Here is a 24,680-nt window from a genome sequence, read left to right as displayed (position 1 = left end):
TACGCTCACTGGCACGTCGGCGGAGAGGAGCGGTCACGTGTTCGTGCTCGAGGGTCACGTGGTCTGGAGTGCGTCCGACCTGACGCTCGCCTCGGAGTGCGAGTTCGCGTTCCTGCGCAGCCTCGACGCCCGTCTCCGGCGGGCTGCGCCGGTGGCGGCCGGCGACGACGCGATGCTGAGCCACATCGCCCGGTTGGGCGACGCTCACGAGGCACGTGAGCTCGACCGGCTCCGGCGTGCCCTGGGGGCGGACGCGATCGCCGAGATCGACCGTGTCGGTCCGCCGACCGTCGAGCGGCTGCGTGCGTTGCAGGAGACGACGCTTGCCGCCCTCTCGTCCGACGTCCAGGTGGTCTCTCAGGCCGGCTTCTTCGACGGCGAGTTCCACGGCTACGCCGACTTCCTCGAGCGCGGTGACGACGGCTGGGTGGTGTGCGACGCCAAGCTCGCCCGAGAGGCCCGGGCCAAGGCCCTGCTTCAGCTCGCCGCCTACGCCGACCAGCTCGAGCGCGCGGGCCAGCCGGTCGCCGCCACGGTCGTCCTGCTCCTCGGCGACGGCCGCAAGGAGTCGTTCCCGCTCGCCGAGGTGCTCCCGGTCTTCCAGGCCCGCCGAGAGCGGCTTCGTCGGCTTGTCGCCGAGCACCACGCCGAGGACGGACCCGTGGTGTGGGGCGACGAGCGCTATGTCGCGTGCGGTCGCTGTGAGGCGTGCGCCGAGGCAATCGCTGCCACCGGTGACGTCCTCGTGGTCGCAGGGCTGCGTGTTGACCATCGCAAACGGCTGCGTGCAGCCGGCATCTCCACCCTCGACGCGCTCGTCGCGTCCGCCGAGCCACCTCCTGGCATGCCGCAGGCGGTCTTCTCCCGGCTTCACGCGCAGGCCCGCCTCCAGCAGGCCCAGCGTGACGCGGGGCCCGGCGCCGACGGCCGGCCGCAGGTCACGTACGAGGTCGTCGCCCCGACCCACCTCTCGGCGTTGCCGCCACCGTCGCCGGGCGACGTCTTCTTCGACTTCGAGGGTGACCCGCTTTACCACGAGAGCGACCTGACCGAGTGGGGCCTCGAATACCTCTGGGGCGTGATGGAGGCTCCTGCGCCAGGGGAGAGCCGCGGCCCGTTCCTGCCGTGGTGGGCCCATGACCGCGTGGGGGAGCGGGCGGCGCTGGTCTCGTTCCTCGACTACCTCACCGAGCGGCGCGCGCGCTTCCCTGACCTGCACGTCTACCACTACGCCCCGTACGAGACGAGCGCCCTCAAGCGGCTCGTCGCCCGCTACGCCACCCACGAGCGCGAGCTCGACGCGCTGCTGCGCGCGGGAGTCTTCGTCGACCTGTACGCGGTGGTGCGAGGGTCCGTGCGCGTCTCGCAGCCTTCGTACAGCATCAAGAAGCTCGAGCCCCTCTATATGGGCTCCGACGAGCTGCGCGCCGGCGAGGTCCAGGCCGGCGACGCGTCGATCGTCGAATACCACGCCTATCGCGCGATGATCGAGGACGAACGGCTCGACGAGGCCGCCAAGAGGCTCGCCGAGCTCGCCGACTACAACGAGTACGACTGCCTGTCGACGCTGCGGCTGCGTGACTGGCTCCTGCGGGTCGGCGACGAGGCGGGAGTCGAGCCACGGCCCGCCCCGGTGCCGCTGCCGGCGTTCGACGCCGAGGACGAGGAGCCCGGAGACGACGCGGTGCTGGTCAAGGGCCTGCTCGACCGCGCCGGTCCCGTTGACCGTGGGGAGCGCTCGGCCGAGCAGCAGGCGTACGCAATGCTCGCCGCTGCGCTCGGCTACTACCGCCGCGAGTCGCTGCCCTTCTGGTGGGCGCATTTCGACCGGCTCCGCGCGCCGGTCGACGAGTGGGCGGCATCTCGTGACGTGTTCGTGGTCGAGTCGGCCGAGGTCGTCGAAGACTGGCAGGCCGAGGGCCGCAAGCTCGCCCGCCGCACCCTGCGCCTTGCCGGCGAGTGGGGTCCCGGCACGACGATCGGCAACGGTGACGGGGCCTTCCTCCTGTACGACCTGCCCGGTCCTGAGGGTGGCAAGACGTCGGTCGACGGCATCCGCGCTTACACACCGACGGTCGACGGCATCACGCCCGCCCCGCACGACGGCAACGACACCGACGCCTCCGACGCCGTGCTCGTCCGCGAGAAGGCGACCCGCGCGATCGGCCCGCACCCGTGGCTGCCGACCGCGATCACCCCGGGGCCACCGCCCCCCGCAGAGTCGATCACGGCCGCGATCGGCGAGTGCGCGGCTGCGTCCCTCGGGGGAGCGACGCTGCCCGCCGGACCGGCGTACGACGTGCTGGCACGTCGCACCCCACGGCTACGGACACTCGACCGCCTCCCGCAGACAGGGGACGCGGTCGACGATCTCGTAGCGACGCTGCGTGACCTCGACTCCTCCTACGTCCCCGTCCAGGGGCCACCCGGCACGGGCAAGACCCACACGGCGGCGCGGGTGATCCGGCGCCTCGTCGAGGAGCACGGCTGGCGGATTGGCGTCGTCGCCCAGTCCCATGCGGTGGTCGAGCACGTGCTCGACAAGACCGTCGAGGCCGGTCTCGAGGCGGCGCGGGTCGGCAAGCCCAAGGCCAAGACGGCAGTCCCGGCGTGGACACGACTGCCCGACAACGGCGTGGCCGCCTTCCTTGAGGAGTCGGAGGGCACGGGCTGTGTGCTCGGCGGCACCGCGTGGGACTTCACCAACGCCGACCGCGTCCCGCGCGGCTCGCTCGACCTGCTCGTCGTCGACGAGGCCGGGCAGTTCGCGCTCGCGCCGACGATCGGGGTCTCGGTGGCGGCCCAGCGCCTGCTCCTGCTGGGCGATCCCCAGCAGCTCCCGCAGGTGAGCCAGGGCACCCACGGCGAGCCGGTCGACACGTCCGCACTGGGTTGGGTGATGGAGGGGCGCGCCGCGATGCCGGCCGACCTCGGCTACTTCCTCGGCACCACCTACCGCATGCACCCGCGGCTCTGCGAGGCCGTCTCTCACCTCGCGTACGAGGGAGCGCTCACCGCGCACCCGTGCACCTCTGAGCGCGACCTCGCAGGCATCGCGCCAGGCGTGGCGACCCAGCTCGTCGACCACCACGGCAACCGCACCGCCTCCGTCGAGGAGGCCGCAGAGGTGGCGGTGCGTGTGCGGGCGCTGCTCGGTACCTCGTGGAGCCCCGGCGGCGACGAGGCGCCGCGCCCGCTGGGCGAGGCCGACATCCTCGTCGTGGCTCCCTTCAACGCCCAGGTCCACCTGGTGCGTCGTGTGCTCGACGACACTGGCATCGACGGCGTACGCGTCGGGACCGTCGACAAGTTCCAGGGGCAGGAGGCGCCCGTCGTCCTCGTCTCCATGGCGGCGTCCTCACCCGATGACGTGCCGCGAGGGATGGGGTTCCTCCTCGACCGCCACCGCGTCAACGTCGCGATCTCGCGCGCGCAGTGGCGGGCCGAAATCCTCCGCTCCGACGCACTGACCTCCTACATGCCTCGCACGCCCGACGGTGTGCTCGAGCTGGGGGCGTTCCTGCGCGTGTGAGCGGACCATGAAGACGTCGATCGCGTCCTCGCCGTCGACGACGAACCCGTGCGCCTCGTACAGGGCACGGGCTCGGCTGCCTTGGAGGACGTTCAGCCTGAAGGGTCGCTCGTCGCCGTGCTCGGCGAGGGTACGTCCGAGCACCGCTGACCCGATCCCGAGGCCCTGGTAGTCCGCGCGGACGTAGAAGTGCTCGATCCACTGCGCGCCCTCCGTCGGCCGCAGCGCGATGAGACCCGCATCGACGCCGTCGACGACGATGACTCCGGTGTGCGCGGCGTCGAAAGCGTCCAAGAACCGGCAGCGCACACGCACGGGGTCGTACCGCCCGAGCCGCTCCAGATCGTCGCGCATCACCACAGCCCGCAGCTCGGCCATCCACTCAGCGTCCTCGGCTCGGCTTCGGCGCAGCGTCCACCCTGTCGTCACGGCACCATAGAACCAGGTCGCCCGCCGGGCGCGGCCGCGGAGCGACTCTTTGGTCGCGTACCGTATGCGCGTGAGCGATCAGTGGTCAGGCCAACCCTCGAACGGCCCTCAGCCCCCGTACGGACAGCAGCCGCCCCAGGGCCAGCCTCCCCAGGGGGGTCAGCCGCCCCAGGGTCCGCCCCCGCAGGGACCGCCACCCGGGTACGGGCAACAGCCTCCTGGCCCCTACGGCCAGCCCCAGCAGCCGTACGGTCAGCAGCCCCAGCAGCCGTACGGTCAGCAGCCGCAGCAGCCGTACGGTCAGCAGCCGCAGCAGGCCTACTACGGTCAGGGCCAGCCGCCCACGGGCTCGGAGCCGAAGGGCAAGAACAAGGGCCTCCTCATCGGCCTCATCGGTGGCGCTGCCGTCCTGCTGATCGCCGTCGTGCTGGGCGCCGTGCTCCTGTTCGGTGATGGGGGCGGCGGCGCGTCGAACCCCGAGGACGCCACCAAGGAGTTCATCGCCGCGATCCAGGACGGCGATTGCGAGGCGCTCGTCGCGATCACGACCGACGACTTCCGCAACGGTGAAGGCGCCGACAAGTGCAAGGAGTCCCTGAAGGAAGAGGAAGGCAGCGAGGGCATGCTCAAGGCCCTGCGCGACGCGAAGTTCACCGTGAAGGACACCAAGGTCGACGGCGACGAGGCCACCTCGAAGGTCTCCCTGTCGGTGATGGGGACTTCCGTCGATCAGGAGGTCGAGCTCGTCAAGGAGGGCGGCTCCTGGAAGGTCGACGAGTTCGGCACGGCCGACACGCCTGACGTCGACGACCTGCCCGACACCGACGATCTCCCCGATCTCAACGAGGTCGAGCCGCCGACCCCCTGATCTCGATCGGACCGCACGACCTGACGCGCGCCGCAGCCGAGAAGGCTGCGGCGCGTGTGCAATTCCCCACCATGCCGCCGCTCGCGGCCAGAGACTGGTCCGATGGTGGCCGGGCGAGGGGTCGTGTTGTTGACGCTGGCGTCCGGCCAGTTCCTCATGACCCTGGACAGCTCGGTCATGAACGTCTCGATCGCGCAGGTCGCCGCCGACCTCGACACGACGGTGACCGGCATCCAGACCGCGATCACGCTCTACACGCTCGTCATGGCGGCGTTGATGATCACCGGCGGCAAGGTCGGCACGATGATCGGACGGCGCCGGGCGTTCGCGATCGGGTGCGTCATCTACGGCATCGGGTCGCTGACGACCTCGCTCGCGCCGAACCTCGCCGTCCTGCTGATCGGCTGGTCCCTTCTCGAGGGCGTCGGGGCTGCGTTGATCATGCCGGCGATCGTCGCCCTCGTGGCAGCGAACTTCCCGTCCGAGGAGCGCCCGCGCGCGTACGGCCTGGTGGCGTCTGCCGGCGCCGTCGCCGTCGCTGCGGGCCCGCTCATCGGCGGCGCGGTGACCACCTACCTCACGTGGCGCCTGGTGTTCGCCGGAGAGGTCGTGCTGGTCGTGGTGATCCTCGCGCTGACCCGGCGGATCCACGACAGTCGTCGCGAGTCCTCCGGCAGCCTCGACGCGATCGGGTCGCTCCTCTCCGCGACGGGCCTCGCCCTCGGTGTGTACGGCGTCCTGCGGTCGGGGGAGTGGGGATGGGTTCGCCCCTCGCCCGACGGACCGTCGCTCCTCGGGATGTCTCCGACCGTCTGGCTCGTGCTCGGCGGCCTCGTCGTCCTGCGGGTGTTCTTCTGGTGGGAGGCTCGTACTGCGGCCGCAGGGCGCGAGCCCCTGGTCGACGTCTCGATGCTGCGCAACCGCCAGCTCACCGGCGGCCTGACGATGTTCTTCTTCCAGTTCCTCGTCCAAGCGGGGCTGTTCTTCACGATCCCGCTCTTCCTGTCCGTCGCGCTGGGTTTGAGCGCGGTGGAGACGGGCGTCCGCATCCTCCCGCTCTCGCTCACCCTCCTGCTGGCGGCGGTCGGCGTCCCGCGCCTGTGGCCCGGGGCTTCTCCGCGGCGGGTGGTCTCGTGGGGGCTGATCGCTCTCCTCGCCGGGGTGACCTCGCTCGTGCTCTCCCTCGAGGCGGGAGCCGGTGCGGAGATCGTGACGGTGCCGCTCCTCCTCGCCGGACTGGGCGTCGGCGCCCTCTCGTCGCAGCTCGGCGCGGTGACCGTCTCGGCTCTGCCCGACACCCTGAGCGGCGAGGTGGGTGGTCTCCAGAACACCGCCACGAACCTGGGGGCATCGCTGGGCACGGCGCTCGCAGGCTCGGTCCTCATCGGCGCGCTGACGGCTTCGTTCATGGGCGGGATCCAGGCCAACGACGCCGTCCCCGACGATCTCTCGGACCGGGCGGAGGTGAGCCTCGCGAGCGGCGTTCCGTTCGTCTCCGACAGCCAGCTCGAGGACGGCCTGGCGGAGGCAGGGATCCCGACGGCAGAGGCGAACGCGATCGTCGAGGAGAACACCGACGCGCGGATCGCGGGCCTGCGCGCGAGTCTGCTCGTCCTCGCGTTCTTCATCATGGCGGCGCTGTACTTCACCCGGTTGCTGCCGACCGTGCCTGCGGGTGCGCGGACCACCCAGGTGAGCGAACCGTGACGGGGTGGCGGGGAGGGCCCTGCGTTCGATCGCTGACGACCTGCGGCACCGACATGATGCGCGGCTGGTTCGAGCAACTCGGTCGGCGAGCCTGAATAACAGGCCCAGTGCCGACGCGAGGCGCAGGGTGACCAACGGGTCGAGGTAGGCGCGCATCCAAGAAGGCCGTCCGTCATCAGAAGGACCTGCGTGGCGCTCCCACACATAAAGGTTGCACTAAACCGGGGCGGCTTTCGGCTGAGCTGCGAGGATGTCGGCCATGTTCTGGCGAACTCTGACCCACCCCAGTGTGCGGGGCAGCATTGTCACGTTGGGGATTCTCGCGGCCCTTTCGACCATCCGTCCGATGCCGTGGTGGCTGTGGACCATCTCGGGTGGACTGACCGTTGCGTCGGTCGTCCAGGCCGTGCGAGCCGGAGACGTTGTCGACGCTACGTGAAATGCTCGCGGGGGAGGCCCTAGGCCAGGAGGGGAGGCGTGATGATCGGACGACGCCACCACCTCGTCGTCGACGCACCTGACCCGCAGGGGAGCGCCGCATTCTGGTCGGCGGTGCTCGGCGAGCCGGTCACCTACGACGACGGCGACTTCGTGGTCGTCTCGGTGGACGACCAGACCTCGGGGATGGCGTTCCAGCGGGCGCCCGGACTGCCACCGTCGACCTGGCCCGGCCCGGGGGTGCCGCAGCAGATGCACGTCGACGTCATGGTCGAGGACGTCACCTCCGCGGGGGAGGAGGTGCTCCGTCTCGGCGCCCGAGCGCTGGGGGGTGACGTGTACGCGGACCCGGCGGGCCACCCGTTCTGCCTCGTTCGGCGGCCGTCGTGGGCGACGCCGATCGAGAGTGACTCCGCCAGGTGACGCTGCGGCCGCCCGTGCCTGGAGCAACAGCCTCAAGAGGCAGGCGGGTCGAGACGAATGCCGTCTCCCAGGGGGCAAGTCTCTGAAACATGATGTCATCGCGCCATCGCCCGTTGATGTGGATGTGTCCTCGCGACAAGCCCACCTTCCTGAACCCATTCTTCTCCAGCACTCGACACGACGCGGCATTCTCCTCACGCGCAAACGCATCCACTCGGTGCAAGCCGAGGGAGTCGAAGGCGACCTGCATCGCTTGGCTGGCCGCCTCGGTCGCTATGCCCCGGCCGCTGTACGGTCGTGCGATCCAATAGCCCAGGGAGCAGCTCCGAAAGGGCCCTTGGAGGATGTTGTGCAGACTCACTCGCCCCACCAGACCCCCGTCCTCGAGGACTACTCCCGACCACATACGACCGCTCGTACATTCGCGCAGAGTGGTCTCGACTGCGTCAGCCTGACCGCTGTCCGTGTAGAAGGCATCGGGACGCTGCGGGTCCCAGTGCTTCAGGAAGTCCCGGTCACCCAATACATCTCGGCTAGGCGTCGGCTGTCGTCACGATCGAGCGCACGGATCACGACGTCGGTCACTGGCCACCCGCCTTCTAGGGGTTTGTCGTTGTCATCAGACACTCTGGCGCTCCCGCCCCGGCAGGTCGTCGCCTGGGGGAGTCCTCGCACGCCGTCGAGGCAGCGGGGCAGGGCGAGGGGAGCGAGGCCGAACCTACACGGGGAGCGGGGACCGTCAGGCCCCACCTCAACTCGGGCGTGGCTGAGGCCCGAGCGGCAAGACGTGTGGGTCCTAGAACGACAGAAATAACAGGCCCAGCGCGACCTTTCGCCGGTGGTGCGCTCCACGAGAGGAGGCCAGCACCATGCCTCGCGCCATACATGCTCAGGGCGTCGCATCGAGGGCCTACAGGGTGGCCGCCGTCGTGTTCTGCCTGGTCCGACAGCCGGCGCGGAAGAGGCGAGCGACAGCACTGCTCCAAGTGGACCCTCCGCGAGGAGAGGTCGTCACAGCGACCGCTAACCTGATGCGACCTTTGGGAGGGAAGACGTGTCGGAGCTGGACCTGTTTCACGTTGCGCGGTGGGAGGATGCCGAGGAGAACGCCGCCCGGTGGCTCCGCCACTGGGGGTATCACGATGCGCTTGCGTCGCCGGGCGGGGCGGACGGCGGGATTGATGTGGTCGCCACCCACGCGGCCGCGCAGGTCAAGTTTCAGGCGTCGCAAGCCGGCAGGCCGGAAATTCAGCGGCTTGTCGGCGCGGTCGGTCGCGCTTCGACCGTTGATCTGTTCTTCTTCTGCGGGTCATCGTTCACGGCTCAGGCAATCAGTTACGCCGATGCGAACCATGTCGCCCTGTTCACCTACGACATCACCGGAGCGGTGCAGCCGGTGAACGGGTGGGCGGTCGAGGCCATGGAACGCGTCAGCGTGCCAGACGCCGACGACGGGGAGGACGTGTACGTCGACGAAGATGCCGGCACCGCGGCCGCTTCCGGCCTGAGGTTCGGCTCGTGGCTGGCGGGAGTCGTCTGCCTGTGGGTCGGCTCGTCTGCCGGTCTGGCCGGTGTCTACGCGGCCGTGGCTGAACGCGAGGGCACCTTCCTGCTTCCGCTCGTGGGGTTGTTCCTCATCCCGGTCGGGATCGGCTCGCTGAGCGTTGCTGTTCAAGCATCGCGTACCCCCCGGATGTGGACGGCAGCCGGCTGGATCGGGTTGCCGTGCGCCGCAGCCGGGATCGCGAAAGGTTTCCAGCTCGAGCCGTCGTTCGCGGCAACGGCGGCCTGCGCGGTCCTGCTGGTGATCTTGGCGAGCTTCGCGTTCTCGCATGTCCGACATGCCGGAGAGTCGACGCCGTGACCATCCCCTGCTGCCGGCGCCGCGGCGCCGGCAGCAGGGGGGATCGATCCCGAAGAGCGGCCGGTAACGGGAGCAGAAAAAAGGCCCTCCGACACTGGCGAGAGTGTCGAAGGGCCTTGGTCGTTGTTGTGTCCGAGGGGGGACTTGAACCCCCATGCCCTAATACGGGCACTAGCACCTCAAGCTAGCGCGTCTACCTATTCCGCCACCCGGACTGGGTTGGTGACCGGCGCTGTGCGTCGTTCACCGTGCGTCAGAACTCTAGCAAACCACCCGCGGCGATCCCCAAACCGGGGTCCTCACTTTCACCGTTCCCTGTCCTGGCCAGGCAGGATGGGGGAATGACCGCCGACGTGCCCTCTCAGACCGCCCCCATCGACCCTGCCGCGGAGGTCGTCGAGATCTGCCGGAACCTCATCCGGATCGACACCACCAACACGGGCGACGACCGGGGCCCGGGGGAGCGCAAGGCCGCCGAGTACGTCGCGGAGCTGCTCGCCGAGGTCGGGCTCGAGTCCACCATCGTCGAGGTGACGCCCGGCCGTACGAACGTGATCGCCCGTTGGGAGGGCACCGATCTCTCGTTGCCGCCACTGCTCGTCCACGGCCACCTCGACGTCGTGCCGGCACAGGCGGGCGACTGGTCGTACGACCCGTTCGGGGGAGAGATCGTCGACGGCTATCTGTACGGGCGTGGCGCGGTCGACATGAAGGACTTCGACGCGATGGTCCTGTCGGTCGTCCGGGCCCGTCGACGCGCCGGGCTCGCCCCGCGTCGGACGCTCGTGCTCGCGTTCACCGCCGACGAGGAGGCCGGGTCGATCCACGGCGCCCACAAGATCGTCGACCACCACCGGGATCTCGTCGCCGACTGCACGGAGGCGATCGGCGAGGTCGGCGGGTTCTCGACCGACATCGGCGGCAAGCGGCTCTATCTGCTCGAGTCGGGCGAGAAGGGGCTGGCCTGGATGCGCCTGTCGGCCCAGGCAACCGCAGGTCACGGCTCGATGGTGCGCGACAACAACGCCGTCACGGCCATCGCGCGTGCGGTCGTTGCGATCGGCGACCACGAGTGGCCGTACGAGCCCGGGCCGTCGATGCAGATCCTCCTCGACAAGGTCCGTGAGCTCACCGGCGCCGCGGGCGCGTCGACCGAGGAACTGCTCGCCGAGTTCGGGCTCACCGCACGGATGATCCGCGCAGGGATGCGCAACATCTCCAACCCGACCATGCTCGACGCCGGCTACAAGGTGAATGTGATCCCTGGCGAGGCGCACGCGCACGTCGATGGGCGCTTCCTGCCAGGCCAGCAGGACGCGTTCCTCGCCGAGGTGCGCGGGTTGGCCGGCGACGCGGTGACGGTGGACCCGCTGACGCTGCAGCCAGCCCTGGAGTACCCGTTCAGCGGCGACCTCGTCGATGCCATGACGGTCTCGCTGCACGCCGAGGATCCCGAGGCCCACATCGCCCCGTACCTGATGTCCGGCGGGACCGACGCCAAGGCCTGGGACCGCCTCGGCATCCGCTCGTACGGGTTCACGCCTCTGCGGCTCCCTGCAGATCTGGACTTCACGGCGCTGTTCCACGGTGTCGACGAGCGGGTCCCGACTGATGCGCTCGAGTTCGGCGCGCGGGTGTTCCACCGGCTGCTCGACCTGGCGTAGCGGGTCGCGATACGCCTCGCGGCTCGCGCGGGCTACAGCGTGCTGCGGACGCGGATGATGCGCCTGCGCAGGATCACCCGGCGCCGTCCGTCGGGGAACAACCGCAGCCGGTCGATCTCCCAGCCGTGATGCTCGGCCGCGTCCGTGAGCAGCCGCCGCACCGCCTGGCGCGACTCCGTACGCGGCAACCAGAACCGCTGGAACTCGTACTCGGACAACACAGCCTCCGTTATCCCGCCTCCGCCGACACGTCGTCGAGTGCTTCGGCGATCTCGGTGGGGAGCACGACCTCCTCGACCGAGAGCGCTGCCTTCAATTGTGCCGCTGTCCGGGGCCCGATGAGGGCACTCGCCACACCTGGGCGATCTCGGACCCACGCGAGCGCGACCTCGATCGGGCTCAGCTGGAGTCCCTCGGCGGCGCGGCACACCGCCTCGACCACCTGCCGCGAGTCCGGGTCGAGGTACGGCTCGACGAACCCGGACAGATGGTCGGAGGCCGCCCGCGAGTCCGCGGGGATCCCGTAGCGGTACTTGCCGGTCAGGACGCCACGCCCCAGTGCCGACCACGCAAGCACGCCGAACCCCAGCTCCTCCGCCGCGGGAACGACGTCGCGCTCGGGCTGGCGTGCGAGAAGGGAGTACTCGACCTCCGTCGCGATCATCGGCGCACCGAGGTCGCGCATCGCCTGCCGCGTGTGCGCGTACGCCGTCTGCCAGCCGGTGTAGTTGGAGACGCCGACATAGCGGGTACGGCCGGTGGTGACCGCGTGCTCCAGCGCGGCGAGCGTCTCGTCGACGGGCACCCGCGGATCCCACCCCTGCACCAGCCACAGGTCAAGGTGGTCCGTGCGCAGGCGCGCGAGCGAGTCGTCCAGCGTGGCGAGCATCGCGCCGCGTGACGTGCCGGGCCGTCCGTGCGGGACACCCGAGCCGGCCTTGGACACCACGACCACGTCGTCGCGCCGCAGCTCGGCGACCAGTGCGCCGATGAGCTCCTCGCTGGCACCCGCCCCGTACGAGGCCGCCGTGTCGATCAGCGTGCCACCGGCGTCGAGGTACGTCCGCAAGATGTCGGCGGCCTCGTGCTCGTCGGTGTCGCGCCCCCAGGAGGCCGTGCCGAGCCCTACGCGGGAGACGGACAGGCCGCTGCGTCCGACGAACCGTTCCTGCATGTCACTCCTCGGTCAAGGCCCCTGTCAGCCTTGTCGGAAGGCTAGTCGAGACGGGCGCACCGGCCACGCTAGGCTCGCCCTGCGCATCGCGGTCCCGATCGATCAGGAGCAGGTCATGAAGCTGGGAGTCAACGTCGGGTACGTCGCCGGTCCGGACGTCGCCGAACGGGTGGAGACGGCGGTGTATGCCGAGACGCTGGGCTACTCGTCGGCGTGGGCGGCGGAGGCGTACGGGTCCGACGTGCCGACCCTTCTGTCGTGGATCGGCGCCAAGACGACGACCCTCGAGCTCGGCACCGCGATCCTGCAGATCCCCGCTCGTACGCCCGCGATGACGGCGATGACGGCCGCCACGCTCGACCGTCTCTCCGAGGGACGCGTGCGCCTCGGGCTGGGCGTCTCTGGGCCCCAGGTGTCTGAGGGCTGGCACGGCGTGAAGTTCGACAAGCCGCTGGCGCGCACGCGTGAGTACGTCGAGATCGTGCGCACGATCCTCGCCCGCGAGGAGCCGCTGAACTACGCCGGCGAGCACTTCACGCTGCCGCTGCCCGACGGCCCGGGCAAGCCGCTCAAGATCATGCTCCACCCGTACCGCACCGACATCCCGATCTACCTCGCCGCGGTCGGCCCCAAGAACCTCGAGCTCGCCGGTGAGATCGCCGACGGCTGGCTCGCCATCTTCTTCAACCCCGAGCAGGCCTCCGTGTCGACCGACCACCTCCGCATCGGGCGCGAGAAGGTCGGCAAGACGATGGAGGGCTTCGACGTCGTCCCGACCGTGCCGGTCGTGATCGGCGACGACCTGGAGGAGTGCGCCCAGATGGTGCGCGCCTACACGGCGCTGTACGTCGGCGGCATGGGCAGCCGCAAGCAGAACTTCTACAACGCGCTCGCCCGCCGGATGGGCTTCGAGGACGCCGCCCAGAAGATCCAGGACCTCTACCTCGACAGGAAGCAGGGCGAGGCCGCTGCGGCGGTGCCGTTCGAGCTCGTCGACCAGACGGCCCTCATCGGACCCAAGGAGCGCATCGCCGAGCGCCTCCACTCGTACGCCGATGCCGGTGTCACGACGCTGGCGATCTCTACCTTCGGCTCCACGCACGACGAGCGCGCCCACGTGCTCCGTACGGTCGCTGACGCTCTCGAGACCTCGGGCCTCGGCGAGTGAACGACCTGCTCCAAGCGCTCGTCCTCGGCCTTCTCCAGGGCCTCACCGAGTTCCTCCCGATCTCGTCATCGGGCCACCTCGCGATCTTCCCCAAGTTCTTCGGCTGGGAGGATCCTGGCGCGGCCTTCACCGCGGTCGTCCAGATCGGAACGGAGATCGCGGTCGTCCTCTACTTCTGGCGCGACATCTGGAACATCGCCGGAGGCTGGCTGCGAGGTCTGTTCAACAGCGACGCCCGCGACACGCTCGAGTGGCGGATGGGCTGGTTCGTGATCGTCGGCTCCCTGCCGATCGTCATCCTCGGCATCACGCTCAAAGACGTCATCGAGAACGACTTCCGCAACCTCTGGGTGATCGCGACGATGCTCATCGTCATGGGCGTCGTGCTCGGCATCTGCGACAAGCTGGGTCGCCAGGACCGCACGATCGAGCAGCTGACCGGCAAGCACGCGGTGCTCTTCGGATTCGCTCAGGCGATGGCGTTGATCCCGGGCGTCTCGAGGTCCGGCGCGACGATCAGCATGGGCCGCGCCCTCGGCTACGACCGTGCCGCCGCGACGCGCTACGCGTTCCTGCTCGCGATCCCGGCGGTCGTCGGAGCGGGCCTGTTCCAGCTGCCGGAGATCCCCGGCGGCGACAACGCGTACGGCGTGGGCCCGACGATCCTCGCGACGGTCGTCTCGTTCGTGGTCGGCATCTCGGTGATCCACTGGCTCCTGCAGTACGTCAGCAAGCACTCCTACACGCCGTTCGTGATCTACCGGATCGGGCTCGGTGGCCTCGTGCTGGCGCTGCTCGCGACGGGCGTGATCACGGCCGGGACGTCGGTCGGATAGTCATCGTGCGTCGGCACCCAGGCTCTGGGTGCCGACGACCTTGACCAGCTGCAGCAGATCGGCGTCGCGTGAGCCTGGCGCAGCGGAGTAGACGATCACCGTCTGGTCCGTCTCGGGGAGCTCCAACGCGTCGCAATCGAGCGTGACCGCGCCGACGGTCGGGTGCGTGATGGTCTTGCGGTGGCTGCGCCACACCTGTGACGGAGCGTCATCCCACAGCCGGGCGAACTCGGTGCTGTGCGCGCGGAGCTCGGCCACGAGCCGGCGCAGGTCGGGATCGTCGGGATACTTCGCCGAGGCCGCGCGCAGGCTGGTCACCGACTGGGCCGCGGTCCGTTGCGCCTCCTCCTCTGGGACCGAGACACGGCTCGGTTCCCCGGAGAACCGCTGGCGCACGATGTTGCGCTGCGTCAGCGGCTGCACGGAGAAGTCGCCGAGCAGGGCCGCCGCGAGCGGGTTCCAGGCGAGCACGTCTCCCTTGGCGCTCAGCACGACAGCGGGCTGGTCCTCGAGGCGCTCGAGCAGCCGGAGGATGCTCGCACGGACCAGCATCGGTACGTGTCCGTCGCGCGGCGAAGGAGCGCCGGCCAGGTCGAACATCTCCCGGCGCTCGTCGTCGCTCATCCGCAATGCCCGTGCGAGGGAGGCGAGGACCGATGGTGACGGGTGCGCGCCGCGCCCCTGCTCGATCCGCGTCACGTAGTCGACGCTGACACCCGCCAGGATCGCGACCTCCTCGCGGCGCAGGCCCGCCACCCGGCGACGTGGCCCCGCGGGCATGCCGACATCGGCGGGGGAGACCCTGCGGCGTGCGCGGACAAGCAGGCGGCCGAGCTCATGACGATCCACGTCCTCACCATGGCACGCAGCGGGGAGCGTCACCACGGCACAGCCTGGTACGACCCGTACCAGGACGAAGTGATCCTGGTACGAGGCCGCGGCGGCGACCAGGCTCGTGGCATGACAACGACAGCGACAACCACCACCACCGCCCTGGTCACCGGGGCGAACAAGGGGATCGGGCTCGAGACCGTGCGCCGTCTCGCTGGACTCGGATGGACGGTCTGGCTCGGCTCGCGTGACGCGGAGCTCGGGAGGAAGGCCGCGGAGCCGCTCCAGAGCGAGGGCCTCGACGTCCGCCCGGTCGTGATCGACGTGACCGACGACGCCTCGGTGGCCACGGCCGTCGCGACCGTCGAGGACGCGGGAACCGGCCTCGACGTGCTCGTCAATAACGCCGGGATCGGCGGTTCGTGGGCCGGTCCGGCGGACACGGTGCCCGCAGACTTCATCCCCGTCTTCGGCGTGAACGTCCTCGGCCCCGTCCGGGTCACGCACGCCTTCCTTCCGATGCTGCGAGCCTCCGAGCACCCCCGCGTCGTGAACGTGTCGAGCGGTGTGGGCTCCTTCGCCGTCACGTCGGACCCGAGCCGGCTTGAGTCCACGCTCGTCGGGCTCGTCTACCCGTCGTCCAAGGCCGCCCTCAACCTGATCACGACCATGTACGCCAAGGCGCTCCCGGAGTTCCGTGTCAACGCCGTCGACCCCGGCTACACCGCGACCGACCTCAATGGCCACAGGGGCACCCAGACCGTCGAGGAAGGCGCGGCCGCGAGCGTACGGGCGGCAACGGTCGACCCGCAGGGCCCGACAGGGGCGTTCTTCGGCCGCGACGGCTTCGTCCCATGGTGAGGGGTCACCGCCGGTAGGCCTCCGACTGCCGGCGCATGATCTCGCGCATCCTCGTCCCACGAGGCACGCCGTAGACCGTCCCGGGGAAGTCGAGCGTCTCCTGAACCGCCCAGAGCTCGTCGTGCCGATCGGGTGAGAACAGCTCCGCCGGACGCCCGGCGGCGATCCACCCGATCGGTACGACGGTGCCGGGCGCCAGGTCGGAGTTCACGACCCCGGAAGCAGCGAGGCGCCGGTCGCGAGGAACACCTCATCCTCGACCGTTGTCCCGTTCAGGTGTGTGTGCGGGCCCACGAGGACGGCGTCGCCGATGGTCGCCGGATGATCGGCGCGACCGCGGACGAGCGCGTTCTCCATCACCACCACGTCTGCCCCGATCACGATCGGGCCCAGGTCGCCATTGAGCACGGCGCCGTGGAGGACCCGCGATCCGGGGCCGACAGTGACGTCACCGGTGACGACCGCGCTGGACGCGACGGAAGCATCAGGATCGATTCGTGCCATCCGACGACGCTACAGCCATCCGGAGCGTTTGAAGGCGCGCCACAGCAAGGCCACCATCGCGACCATCGCGAGCAGCGTGAGCGGGTAGCCGAACCGCCAGTCCAGCTCGGGCATGTCGCGGAAGTTCATCCCGTAGACCCCCGCGATGAGGGTCGGTGCCGCGATCATCGCGGCGTACGCAGCGAGCTTGCGCATGTCGTCGTTCTGCTGGACGGAGATCTGCGTCGCGCGCGCTTGCATCACGTTGTCGAGCAGTCCGTCGAGCGACTCCATCGTTCCGCGTGCATGAGCGAGGTGGTCGGCGACGTCGCGGAAGTACGGGAGCATCCCCTTCGGCACCGAGATCGTCGCCCGCCGCCTCAGGACTTCCTGCAGCGGCGCGTGGATCGGCACGACCGAACGGCGGAACTCGAGCAGCTCGCGCTTGAGGAGATAGATCTGGGTGGTGTCCGCGCCCGACACGTCGTCGGAGAACACCGCGGCCTCCACGTCCTCGACATCGGCGGACAGCGACTCCGCGATCACCTCGTACTCATCCACGACGGCGTCGATGACGTGGTACGCCGCAGCGATCGCCCCGTACTGGGCGAGCGCCTGCTCCTTCTCCGCGCGCGCACGGACGCCCTCGAGCTTGGGCCAGTCGCCGTGGCGGACGACGATGACGTACCGGTCCCCGAGGAAGAGCGAGATCTCGCTCGCCTCGACACGCTTGCTCGCCTGGACGTAGCGCAGCGCGCGCAGGACGAGGAACGCCGATTCGGGGTACACGTCGACCTTGGGGCGCTGGTGCGCTGTGACGGCGTCCTCGACCGCGAGCGGGTGCAGCCCGAAGACCTTCTGGAGCTGGCCGAACTCCTCGTACGTCGGATCCTGCATGAACAGCCACACGAAGTCAGCGGGACCTGTGCATGCCGCCATCGCGTCGGCGAGGTCGTCGATCTGGAGGCCGGCGGGGAGCGAGGTGCCGTCGTGGTAGGCGGCGCAGTCCAAGATCACGCCTTCATTGTTGCCCCTCGCACGGCTCGCGGCCGGACTACGCTCGGGGCGTGCCGACCTTGATCCTCGTCCGTCACGGGCGGACCGATGCCAACGCCCAGGGCATTCTCGCGGGCCGGACGCGCGGCATCGGCCTGGACCCGACCGGCCGCACTCAGGCCGCACGCGTCGCCGAGCGCCTCGCGGCGGTGCCCCTCTCGCTCATCGTGAGCAGCCCGCTGATGCGCACGATGCAGACGGCGCGCACGATCGCCGAGGCACAGCCCGACACGGTCCCCGTACGCCGCGACGCGGGGCTCGTGGAGTGCGACTACGGCAGGTGGACCGGGCGGGCGATCACCGACCTCGCAAAGCAGCCGTTGTGGGCGAGCGTCCAGCAGCAACCGAGCGCCGTGGTCTTTCCAGGTGGCGAGGCGATGACGACGATGGCGGCACGCGCGGTCGAGACGGCCCGGCGCATCGACCGGCGGGTGGCGCGGCGCCACGGCGGCCGGGCGGTGTGGGTCGCAGTCAGCCACGGCGACGTGATCAAGGCCATCGTTGCCGACGCCCTCGGCACCCACCTCGACCTCTTCCAACGGATCGCCGTGAGCCCCGGGTCGGTCAGCGCGATCACGTACGGGACGCAGCGACCGACCGTCCACCACGTCAACGACCTCGGCTCGGATCTCAGCGGCCTCGTACCCCCGGCGGGCGACTCGAAGGCGGCCACCGGCGACGCTCCGGTCGGTGGTGGCGCGTGAGCGGGGACAGGAGTCGCCGCGCTCCGAGGCCCTGTCTAGGCTCGGTGTCATGCTGATCCACAGGTACGAACGCCCGCGTCGATTCGTCGCCGGCACGGTCGGGGTTCCTGGCGACCGGACGTTCTTCCTGCAGGCTAGCGACGGCGGCCGCGTCACGTCGGTCGGCCTGGAGAAGCAGCAGGTCGAGGTGCTCGCCGAACGCCTGGAGGCGCTCCTGGTGGAGGTGGAGGCGGCAGCCGGCGGAGGGCTTGGGCGAGCGGTCGACCTGGACCCCCTCGAGCAGCCGATCGAGGAGGAGTTCCGCGTGGGCGCGATGACCTTGGCGTGGGAGCCCGACACCGGCGAGGTCGTCGTCGAGGCGTTCGCGATGACCGACGACGACGAGAGCGAGGCCAGTGACGTGCTCGTCGTGACGATGCCGCCAGCGGTCGCGCTCGAGTTCGCCGAGCGTGCCCGCAGCGTGGTCGCGGCCGGACGGCCCACGTGCCCGTTCTGCGGGGGAGTGGTCGAGGCCGACGGCCATCTCTGCCCGCGCGCCAACGGCTTCCGCCGGGTCGCCCGTGACTGAGTTCGCAGCGTCGCGACGCTACGCGGCAGGCCACGGTGTCTCGGAACTGCTCGGCCGAGGCACGCTCGAGGTCACGGGCCGGCTCGTCGAGGCCTCCAACGGCACCTTCTACGGGCAGGTGTCCGACGGCTCGCGCTCGCTCGCGTGCGTCTACAAGCCCGTACGGGGGGAGCGGCCGCTGTGGGACTTCCCCGACGGCACACTCGCCGGTCGTGAGCGCGCCGCCTACCTCGTCTCCGAAGCCGCCGGCTGGCATGTCGTCCCACCGACGGTGATCGCCGACGGTCCGTTCGGACCGGGCATGGTGCAGTTGTGGGTCGACATCGACCCAGCGCTCGCCCAGATCGCCGTCGTGCCCGCCGGAGACGATCCGGAGGGCTGGTTCTCCGTGGTGGACGCGGTCGACGCTCGCGACCGCGAGGTGACGCTGCTGCACCGCGACACCCCACCGCTGCGGACGATCGCGCTGTTCGACGCGGTCGTCAACAACGCGGACCGCAAGGGCGGACACCTGCTGCCGGTCGACGAGACGGTGCTGGGCTGCGACCACGGGCTGACCTTCCACGTCGAGGACAAGCTCCGTACGGTGCTGTGGGGCTGGGCGGGTGAGGCGTTGGACGACGACGATCGCCAGCGGCTCGAGTCGCTGTCCGAGAAGGTCACGTCGGGACCGCTGCGCGCCGCCCTCTCCGACCTGATCAGCGCCGATGAGATCGCTGCCCTCTCCGAGCGGCTGGACCTCCTGCTCACGACCGGCCGCATGCCCACGCCGGGCGACCGCTGGCCGACGATCCCGTGGCCGCCGGTGTAGGGACCGCCTTATACCCTCGTGGCATGCGCGCCTGGACGTCCCCCGAAGTCCCCGACCTCTCCGAGCTCGGCCTCGGCCCCGGATCGGCTGTCCAGGTCCACGACACCGCGAGCGGCTCCCCGGTGCTCGTCGACCCGCAGGGCCGTGCCCGCATGTACGTGTGCGGCATCACCCCGTACGACGCCACTCATCTCGGCCACGCCGCGACCTACCTGACGTTCGACCTCCTGCAGCGCGCCTGGCGCGACCGCGGTCTCGAGGTCGTCTACACCCAGAACATCACCGACGTCGACGACCCGCTGCTGGAGCGCGCGACGGCGACCGGCATCGAGTGGACCGACCTCGCCGAGCGCGAGATCGAGCTCTTCCGCGAGGACATGTCCGCGCTGCGGATCCTCGCCCCGGACCACTACATCGGAGCCGTCGAGTCGATCGACCTGGCGATCGCGCTGATCGAGCGCCTGCGCGACCGCGGTGTGACATACGAGGTCGAGGGCGACGTCTACTTCTCCGTGCACGCCGATGCCAGCTTCGGCGAGGTCTCCGGCTATGACAGCGAGACCATGTTGCGGCTGTTCAGCGAGCGTGGGGGAGACCCGGACCGGCCCGGCAAGCGCGATCCGCTCGACTGCCTCCTGTGGCAGGCGGAGCGTCCGGGCGAGCCCTCATGGGAGAGCCCGTTCGGGCGCGGACGTCCCGGATGGCACGTGGAGTGCTCGTCGATCGCGCTCGAGACGCTGGGGCACGATTTCGACGTCCAGGGCGGCGGGACCGACCTGATCTTCCCGCACCACGAGATGTCGGCTTCTGAGGCGCAGGTCGCCACCGAGCAGCGGTTCGCGCGGGCGTACGTCCACCAGGCGATGGTGGCGTACGCCGGCGAGAAGATGTCCAAGTCGCTCGGCAACCTCGTGCTCGTGTCGCGCCTGCGCGCCGACGGCCATGACCCGATGGCGATCCGGCTCGCGGTGCTCGGGCACCACTACCGCACGGGCTGGGAGTGGGCGGACAGCGAGATCGTGGACGCCGCCAAGCGTCTCGGTCGGTGGCGCGAGGCCTTCGCTACGGGCGGGTCCGAGGCTGCTCCGGTCGTCAGCGCGATCCGTGACGCCCTGGCCCACGATCTCGATGCGCCGCGGGCGATCGCGGCCGTCGACGCGTGGGTCGATGCTGCGCTCGCGGTGGCTGGCGACGGCGTCCCGGGGGCAGGCCGTACGGTCGGCGCGGCCGTCGATGCGCTGCTCGGCGTCGTCTGACCTACACCTCCGCAACGCGTCCGCTCCTCGGCATAGAGTGAAGGGGTGAGCGAGCAGACCGAGTTCCCCACCGTTGTCGACCCGTGGTTCGTCGTCGCGTTCGAGGGTTGGAACGATGCTGCGGACGCCGCCAGCTCCGTGATCGACCACCTGGTGGAGTGGTGGGACGCCGACCTCATCGCGGAGATCGACCCGGACGACTACTACGACTTCCAGGTCAACCGCCCGCAGATCGGGACTGACGACGACGGGCACCGGACGATCACCTGGCCCACGACCCGCGTGTACGTGGCGCGGCCGGTGGGCTCCGACCGCGACGTGGTGCTCGTGCGTGGCGTCGAGCCGAACATGCGCTGGATCTCGTTCTGCGACGAGCTCGTCGCCATCGCCGACCGGCTGGCGAGCCATGCGGTCGTCACGCTCGGCGCGCTGCTCGCCGACACACCGCACACGCGGCCGGTGCCGGTGACGGGGACCACCAACGACCCCGAGCTCGACGCCCGCCTGAGCCTCGACGACTCCTCGTACGAGGGGCCCACCGGCATCAACGGCGTCTTTACGCTGGCCTGCGTCGCGGCGGAGCTTCCGACGGTCTCGCTGTGGGCCGCCGTCCCGCACTACGTGGCGCAGCCCCCGAGTCCCAAGGCGACGCTGGCGCTGCTGGGCTATCTCGAGGACGTGCTCGAGATCAGCCTGCCGATCGGTGACCTACGCGAGATGGCGCGGGCGTGGGAGCGCGGTGTCGAAGACCTCGCGAGCTCCGACGCCGACATCGCCGCGTACGTGGAGTCGCTCGAGGAGGCGCGCGACACCTCCGAGCTGCCCGAGGCCTCGGGCGACGCGATCGCGCGCGAGTTCGAGCGCTACCTCAAGCGGCGCTCGCGCGACACCGACTCCTAGCCCTGCAGTCTTTTCACCCACCCTTCGAGCCGAAGAGAGCCGATGACGACCAACGTCGACACCCGCCGTACGACCCTGCCCGACGCCGTCCTGTGGGACCTCGACGGGACGATCGTCGACACCGAGCCCGTGTGGCTCGAGGCGGAGTTCGCACTCGCTGCCCGCCACGGCGCGTCGTGGTCCGAAGAGGACGGACTCGCCCTCGTCGGCAGCGACCTGCTCGAGGCCGCGCGCGAGATCCGGCGTCGGATGGACCTCGTGCTGCGCCCCGAGGAGATCGTCGACGCACTCGTGAGCGAGGTCGCCTCGTACATGCGCGACGGCGACATCGCCTGGCGTCCAGGTGCTCGGGAGATGATCGCCGCGCTCACCGAGGCGGGAGTCCCGCAGGCGCTGGTCACGATGTCGTACACCGCCGTCGCAGAGCCGCTGGTCGCGCGGTTCACCGGCAGCACATTCAGTGCCGTGGTCACCGGGGACACGGTCTCGCGCGGCAAGCCGCACCCCGAGCCTTACCTCGCCGCCGCGGCGGCACTGGGGGTCGACCCGTCGCGATGCGTGGCGATCGAGGACTCCAACACAGGCACCCGCTCGGCGTCGGCCGCGGGCTGTCATGTGCTCGTGGTCCCCAACCTCGTCCCGGTCGATGCGGGGGAGCGACGCACGCACGTCGCGACCCTCGACGGCCTCACGCCGTACGACCTCGGACTGCTCCTGACCGGCTCGGACCCGCGAGGACGATAGCGTCGGGGCGTGACAACTCTCACGGTGGTGTGCACGTACGTCGCGCTGATCGGTGCGGGCATCATGTCCGGCGTCTACGTCGCCTTCTCCGTGATGGTGATGCCCTCGCTCGAGCGACGACCTCCGACCGAGTCCGTCGGCTTCATGCAGGAGACCAACCGCTTCGCCGTACGCCCGGCTTTCCAGCTCGCGTTCTCCGGTACGGCGGTGGTCGCGCTCGTGGTCGCGCTGGTGGCGTTCCTCGGCGACGGTGACGGCCGGTGGTGGGCGCTCGGTGGGTCCGCCGCCTACCTCGCCTCGATCGCCCTCACCGCGGCGTTCCACATCCCGCGCAACAACGCGCTCGATGCGGTGGACGCCTCCACGCCGCCGGCCGCGGCCACAGCATGGGCGTCGTTCTCGCCGCCGTGGACGCGTGGCAACCACGTGCGGGCGCTGATGTGCATCGCCTCGGCCACGGCCTACGCTGCCGCGCTCCGCTCCGGCTGACCCTCCGTCGCGCCGACCGGGCGCTCGTCCATGGCACGCCACTCCGGGCGCAAGCCGGTGAGGCTCGTCGTCAGCGCGTAGGCGATCCCGCTCACGAGAAGGACGGGAGCGAGCCCGACGGCCGTCACCGCCACCCCGGCGAGCACGCCACCGAGGGGCATCCCCGCCCAGGCCGCCGCGTCGGTCAGCGAACCGACCCGCCCGTAAAGGTGCGGAGGAACGCGCTCGAAGAAGACCGCGCTGAGGATCGGGTTGAGGAAGCCCGAGCCCAGGCCTGCGACGACGAAGACGACGAGGATCGCGGGCATCGGCACGTCGAGCAGGAGCACCAGGAAGCGCGGTGCCCCCGCGACGAGGAAACCGAGGAAGAAGACCGGGCGGCGCCTCATCCGGTGGGCGAGCGCGGAGGCGAGCAGGCTGCCGACGACCGCGCCCGCGCTCATGACAGTCAGGATGAGGCCCATCGCCGGAGCACCGTGGCCCGAGTCGTGCGCCCAGACCGGGAGGAGGACGGCCGTGAACGCGATGTCGAGCAGGTTGGTGATCGCGACCATGACGACCACCGCCAGGAGGAGGGGGTCGCGACGGAGGAAGGCGGCTCCCTCGGCGAGGCGTCGCAGGTACGGCGCCGCCTCGTTCTCGCCATCCTCGGTCGTTCGGGCCGTCGACGGCGCGGGGCCGCCCATGCCACGAGGGAGCGCGAAGCCCACGACGAGGGAGCCGAGAACGAAGCAGACCGCGTTGACCGCGACGCCCGCGATCGGACCTGCGAGAGCGATGAGGCCCGCCCCAGCCGCAGGGCCGAGCGTCGAGGCCAGGCGTTCGATGGTCCCGGACAGTCCGGTGGCCCGTACGAGCGGGATGTCCGCACGCTCGGCGGCCTCGGGAACCATGACCTCCTTGGCGAGGTCGCCCGGGCCGCGAGCCGCACCGACGACGGCGACCAGGGCGAGGAACGCCTCGAGAGGCAGGGCGTCGAGGGCGTACAGGACGGGGATCGTGGCTGCTGCGGCTGCGCTGACGAGATCGGTCGACCAGGAGACCACGCGCCCACCAACGCGGTCGATCCACGGCCCGGCCAGTGCCTTGACCAGGACGTACGGGGCGAGCTCGAAGAACGCGACGAGCCCGGTCGCGGTCGCGCTCCCGGTGGTGGCCAGGACGAACCACGGGAACGCGATCGCGGAGACGCGCGTACCGGTGTGGGCGACCGCCATCGCGACGAGCAGACCGGCGAGCGGCCTCGTACGGCTCATGGCGTGTCGTCCTCGGGGCCGCGCTCGAGCTGAGGGAGCACTTGCACCACGACGGCGACCCGCTCGGCGCCTTCGGGATGCCTGCCACCGGGGACGTCGTACCGGTACTCCCTCACGAGCGCGTGCACCCGCGCATCCAGCGTCCGTGCTTCGTCAGGAGTCAGACGGAGCAGGTAGTCGCTCAGGTCCATCGCCTTGCGCCACGGCTCGGGCATGGTCGCACGTTCGTTGACCGTCTGCTGGAGCAGCATCGAGTAGCTCGCGGCGATCGAGTGGAGATAGGTGTCGACGTCGTCGGGAGAGACGTCGTCCATGTCCTCCTCGTCCAGGACACTCATGCGGTGCTCCGCGCGCCACCACCGATCGCGCGCGTTGCCTCGCGCCGTGTCTTCCGCGACCAGGCCCGCGCCGGCGAGCTGGCGGAGGTGATAGCTCGCGGCGCCCGACGTGACGCCCAGTCGCTGGCCGAGGAGCGTCGCCGTCGACGGGCCGTGACGGCGCAGGGCGCCGAGGAGCTGGACACGGAGCGGGTGCGCCAGCGCCTTGAGGGCCGCAGTGTCGAGGACGACCTGGTGCGGTTCGGTGGCCATGGAGATCACCGTACGACTGCAAAGGTTT

Annotated in this window: 24 protein-coding genes, 1 tRNA gene and 2 pseudogenes; 16 read left to right on the top strand and 11 right to left on the bottom strand. The window is 70.3% G+C overall.

The window, feature by feature from the left end; genetic code table 11:
- The first annotated feature begins 37 nt into the window (after positions 1–37).
- Complete coding sequence (locus H4N58_RS10515; protein WP_167250900.1) at positions 38–3,532, top strand: bifunctional RecB family nuclease/DEAD/DEAH box helicase; 3,495 nt, start codon at positions 38–40, stop codon at positions 3,530–3,532.
- Between the two features lie 39 nt (positions 3,533–3,571).
- On the opposite strand, the pseudogene H4N58_RS20660 reads toward H4N58_RS10515, so the two are convergent.
- A pseudogene (locus tag H4N58_RS20660) lies at positions 3,572–3,886 on the bottom strand (GNAT family N-acetyltransferase); the annotation flags it as partial.
- Between the two features lie 145 nt (positions 3,887–4,031).
- Here H4N58_RS20660 and H4N58_RS10505 point away from each other — a divergent pair.
- From H4N58_RS10505 to H4N58_RS20655, 3 genes are all read left to right on the top strand, one after another.
- Positions 4,032–4,829, top strand: a complete 798-nt coding sequence (locus tag H4N58_RS10505; protein WP_182397086.1) for a DUF4878 domain-containing protein — start codon at positions 4,032–4,034, stop codon at positions 4,827–4,829.
- A 123-nt stretch (positions 4,830–4,952) separates the two neighbouring features.
- Complete coding sequence (locus H4N58_RS10500) at positions 4,953–6,536, top strand: MFS transporter (RefSeq protein WP_255490654.1); 1,584 nt, start codon at positions 4,953–4,955, stop codon at positions 6,534–6,536.
- Between the two features lie 480 nt (positions 6,537–7,016).
- Positions 7,017–7,397, top strand: coding sequence for a VOC family protein (locus H4N58_RS20655; RefSeq protein ID WP_167250906.1), 381 nt, complete (start codon positions 7,017–7,019; stop codon positions 7,395–7,397).
- 100 nt (positions 7,398–7,497) lie between these two features.
- Here H4N58_RS20655 and H4N58_RS20950 read toward each other — a convergent pair.
- Positions 7,498–7,920, bottom strand: a pseudogene (locus H4N58_RS20950) (GNAT family N-acetyltransferase); the annotation flags it as partial.
- Positions 7,921–8,451: 531 nt separating this feature from the next.
- Between H4N58_RS20950 and H4N58_RS10490 the strand changes: the two are divergent.
- Complete coding sequence (locus H4N58_RS10490) at positions 8,452–9,261, top strand: restriction endonuclease (RefSeq protein ID WP_167002828.1); 810 nt, start codon at positions 8,452–8,454, stop codon at positions 9,259–9,261.
- A 129-nt stretch (positions 9,262–9,390) separates the two neighbouring features.
- Here H4N58_RS10490 and H4N58_RS10485 read toward each other — a convergent pair.
- Positions 9,391–9,476, bottom strand: a tRNA-Leu gene (locus tag H4N58_RS10485).
- A 126-nt stretch (positions 9,477–9,602) separates the two neighbouring features.
- Here H4N58_RS10485 and H4N58_RS10480 point away from each other — a divergent pair.
- The gene (locus tag H4N58_RS10480; RefSeq protein WP_167250908.1) at positions 9,603–10,925 is read left to right on the top strand and encodes a M20/M25/M40 family metallo-hydrolase; all 1,323 of its coding nucleotides are present in this window, start codon (positions 9,603–9,605) and stop codon (positions 10,923–10,925) included.
- 32 nt (positions 10,926–10,957) lie between these two features.
- On the opposite strand, the gene H4N58_RS10475 is transcribed toward H4N58_RS10480, so the two are convergent.
- Both H4N58_RS10475 and H4N58_RS10470 read right to left on the bottom strand, forming a co-directional pair.
- On the bottom strand, positions 10,958–11,146 hold the full coding sequence (locus tag H4N58_RS10475) for a DUF5703 family protein (protein ID WP_370465445.1): 189 nt from the start codon (positions 11,144–11,146) through the stop codon (positions 10,958–10,960).
- A gap of 8 nt (positions 11,147–11,154) precedes the next feature.
- Positions 11,155–12,099 (bottom strand): aldo/keto reductase, encoded by a 945-nt coding sequence (locus H4N58_RS10470; RefSeq protein WP_167250910.1) that lies wholly within the window; start codon positions 12,097–12,099, stop codon positions 11,155–11,157.
- A gap of 115 nt (positions 12,100–12,214) precedes the next feature.
- Here H4N58_RS10470 and H4N58_RS10465 point away from each other — a divergent pair, with 115 nt between their 5' ends.
- Both H4N58_RS10465 and H4N58_RS10460 read left to right on the top strand, forming a co-directional pair.
- On the top strand, positions 12,215–13,267 hold the full coding sequence (locus H4N58_RS10465; protein ID WP_167250912.1) for an LLM class F420-dependent oxidoreductase: 1,053 nt from the start codon (positions 12,215–12,217) through the stop codon (positions 13,265–13,267).
- Positions 13,264–14,103 (top strand): undecaprenyl-diphosphate phosphatase, encoded by an 840-nt coding sequence (locus tag H4N58_RS10460; RefSeq protein WP_167250914.1) that lies wholly within the window; start codon positions 13,264–13,266, stop codon positions 14,101–14,103. Before H4N58_RS10465 ends, H4N58_RS10460 begins: the two co-directional genes overlap by 4 nt.
- On the opposite strand, the gene H4N58_RS10455 is transcribed toward H4N58_RS10460, so the two are convergent.
- Positions 14,104–14,952 (bottom strand): helix-turn-helix transcriptional regulator, encoded by an 849-nt coding sequence (locus tag H4N58_RS10455; RefSeq protein ID WP_167250916.1) that lies wholly within the window; start codon positions 14,950–14,952, stop codon positions 14,104–14,106. It lies immediately after the preceding gene.
- Here H4N58_RS10455 and H4N58_RS10450 point away from each other — a divergent pair.
- Positions 14,941–15,795, top strand: coding sequence for an SDR family oxidoreductase (locus H4N58_RS10450; protein WP_243845121.1), 855 nt, complete (start codon positions 14,941–14,943; stop codon positions 15,793–15,795). The two genes, H4N58_RS10455 and H4N58_RS10450, sit on opposite strands and share 12 nt — an antisense overlap.
- A 4-nt stretch (positions 15,796–15,799) precedes the next feature.
- Here the strand turns inward: H4N58_RS10450 and H4N58_RS20650 are convergent, their stop codons facing one another.
- From H4N58_RS20650 to H4N58_RS10440, 3 genes are read right to left on the bottom strand one after another with little or no spacing between them, the layout of a single operon-like run.
- Positions 15,800–16,006: a hypothetical protein gene (locus H4N58_RS20650; protein ID WP_243845122.1), complete on the bottom strand. Its 207-nt coding sequence runs from the start codon at positions 16,004–16,006 to the stop codon at positions 15,800–15,802.
- Positions 16,003–16,299, bottom strand: a complete 297-nt coding sequence (locus H4N58_RS20645; protein ID WP_243842934.1) for a gamma carbonic anhydrase family protein — start codon at positions 16,297–16,299, stop codon at positions 16,003–16,005. Before H4N58_RS20645 ends, H4N58_RS20650 begins: the two co-directional genes overlap by 4 nt.
- Positions 16,300–16,308: 9 nt before the next feature.
- Positions 16,309–17,295 carry a magnesium and cobalt transport protein CorA gene (locus H4N58_RS10440; protein WP_167250918.1) on the bottom strand — a complete coding sequence of 329 codons (987 nt, stop codon included), beginning with the start codon at positions 17,293–17,295 and terminating at the stop codon, positions 16,309–16,311.
- 50 nt (positions 17,296–17,345) lie between these two features.
- Between H4N58_RS10440 and H4N58_RS10435 the strand changes: the two genes are divergently transcribed.
- The 7 genes from H4N58_RS10435 to H4N58_RS10405 are packed head-to-tail and all read left to right on the top strand — an operon-like array spanning position 17,346 to position 22,806.
- A complete protein-coding gene (locus tag H4N58_RS10435) occupies positions 17,346–18,038 on the top strand; it encodes an MSMEG_4193 family putative phosphomutase (RefSeq protein WP_182397085.1) in 693 nt (230 codons plus the stop codon).
- Between the two features lie 49 nt (positions 18,039–18,087).
- Entirely contained in the window at positions 18,088–18,606 is a 519-nt protein-coding gene (locus tag H4N58_RS10430) for a DUF3090 family protein (protein ID WP_167002811.1), read from the top strand.
- Entirely contained in the window at positions 18,599–19,417 is an 819-nt protein-coding gene (locus H4N58_RS10425; protein WP_167002809.1) for an SCO1664 family protein, read from the top strand. The genes H4N58_RS10430 and H4N58_RS10425 overlap by 8 nt, the downstream gene beginning before the upstream one ends.
- Positions 19,418–19,440: 23 nt before the next feature.
- On the top strand, positions 19,441–20,673 hold the full coding sequence (mshC, locus tag H4N58_RS10420) for a cysteine--1-D-myo-inosityl 2-amino-2-deoxy-alpha-D-glucopyranoside ligase (RefSeq protein ID WP_167002807.1): 1,233 nt from the start codon (positions 19,441–19,443) through the stop codon (positions 20,671–20,673).
- Between the two features lie 45 nt (positions 20,674–20,718).
- Positions 20,719–21,573 (top strand): PAC2 family protein, encoded by an 855-nt coding sequence (locus H4N58_RS10415; protein WP_167002805.1) that lies wholly within the window; start codon positions 20,719–20,721, stop codon positions 21,571–21,573.
- Positions 21,574–21,615: 42 nt separating this feature from the next.
- Entirely contained in the window at positions 21,616–22,317 is a 702-nt protein-coding gene (locus H4N58_RS10410; RefSeq protein ID WP_167002803.1) for an HAD family phosphatase, read from the top strand.
- Between the two features lie 9 nt (positions 22,318–22,326).
- The gene (locus H4N58_RS10405) at positions 22,327–22,806 is read left to right on the top strand and encodes a DUF1772 domain-containing protein (RefSeq protein ID WP_167250920.1); all 480 of its coding nucleotides are present in this window, start codon (positions 22,327–22,329) and stop codon (positions 22,804–22,806) included.
- On the opposite strand, the gene H4N58_RS10400 is transcribed toward H4N58_RS10405, so the two are convergent.
- Together H4N58_RS10400 and H4N58_RS10395 are read right to left on the bottom strand one after the other, a co-directional pair.
- Complete coding sequence (locus H4N58_RS10400) at positions 22,779–24,062, bottom strand: MFS transporter (protein ID WP_167002799.1); 1,284 nt, start codon at positions 24,060–24,062, stop codon at positions 22,779–22,781. The genes H4N58_RS10405 and H4N58_RS10400 overlap by 28 nt on opposite strands.
- A complete protein-coding gene (locus tag H4N58_RS10395) occupies positions 24,059–24,652 on the bottom strand; it encodes a helix-turn-helix domain-containing protein (protein ID WP_167250922.1) in 594 nt (197 codons plus the stop codon). Before H4N58_RS10395 ends, H4N58_RS10400 begins: the two co-directional genes overlap by 4 nt.
- Positions 24,653–24,680 lie beyond the last annotated feature (28 nt).

The sequence above is a fragment of the Mumia sp. ZJ1417 genome (assembly GCF_014127285.1).
Classification (GTDB): Bacteria; Actinomycetota; Actinomycetes; order Propionibacteriales; family Nocardioidaceae; genus Mumia.
The sequence above is the reverse complement of the archived record's forward strand: the minus strand, read 5'-3'. Positions and strand labels throughout refer to the sequence as shown.

Coding starts and splice junctions, on each gene's coding strand:
- mshC (WP_167002807.1), top strand. CDS start 19,441: ATGCGCGCCTGGACGTCCCCCGAAGTCCCCGACCTCTCCGAGCTCGGC.
- H4N58_RS10400 (WP_167002799.1), bottom strand. CDS start 24,062: ATGAGCCGTACGAGGCCGCTCGCCGGTCTGCTCGTCGCGATGGCGGTC.
- H4N58_RS10470 (WP_167250910.1), bottom strand. CDS start 12,099: ATGCAGGAACGGTTCGTCGGACGCAGCGGCCTGTCCGTCTCCCGCGTA.
- H4N58_RS10430 (WP_167002811.1), top strand. CDS start 18,088: ATGCTGATCCACAGGTACGAACGCCCGCGTCGATTCGTCGCCGGCACG.
- H4N58_RS10450 (WP_243845121.1), top strand. CDS start 14,941: ATGACGATCCACGTCCTCACCATGGCACGCAGCGGGGAGCGTCACCAC.
- H4N58_RS20645 (WP_243842934.1), bottom strand. CDS start 16,299: ATGGCACGAATCGATCCTGATGCTTCCGTCGCGTCCAGCGCGGTCGTC.
- H4N58_RS10410 (WP_167002803.1), top strand. CDS start 21,616: ATGACGACCAACGTCGACACCCGCCGTACGACCCTGCCCGACGCCGTC.
- H4N58_RS10480 (WP_167250908.1), top strand. CDS start 9,603: ATGACCGCCGACGTGCCCTCTCAGACCGCCCCCATCGACCCTGCCGCG.
- H4N58_RS10395 (WP_167250922.1), bottom strand. CDS start 24,652: ATGGCCACCGAACCGCACCAGGTCGTCCTCGACACTGCGGCCCTCAAG.
- H4N58_RS20655 (WP_167250906.1), top strand. CDS start 7,017: ATGATCGGACGACGCCACCACCTCGTCGTCGACGCACCTGACCCGCAG.
- H4N58_RS10465 (WP_167250912.1), top strand. CDS start 12,215: ATGAAGCTGGGAGTCAACGTCGGGTACGTCGCCGGTCCGGACGTCGCC.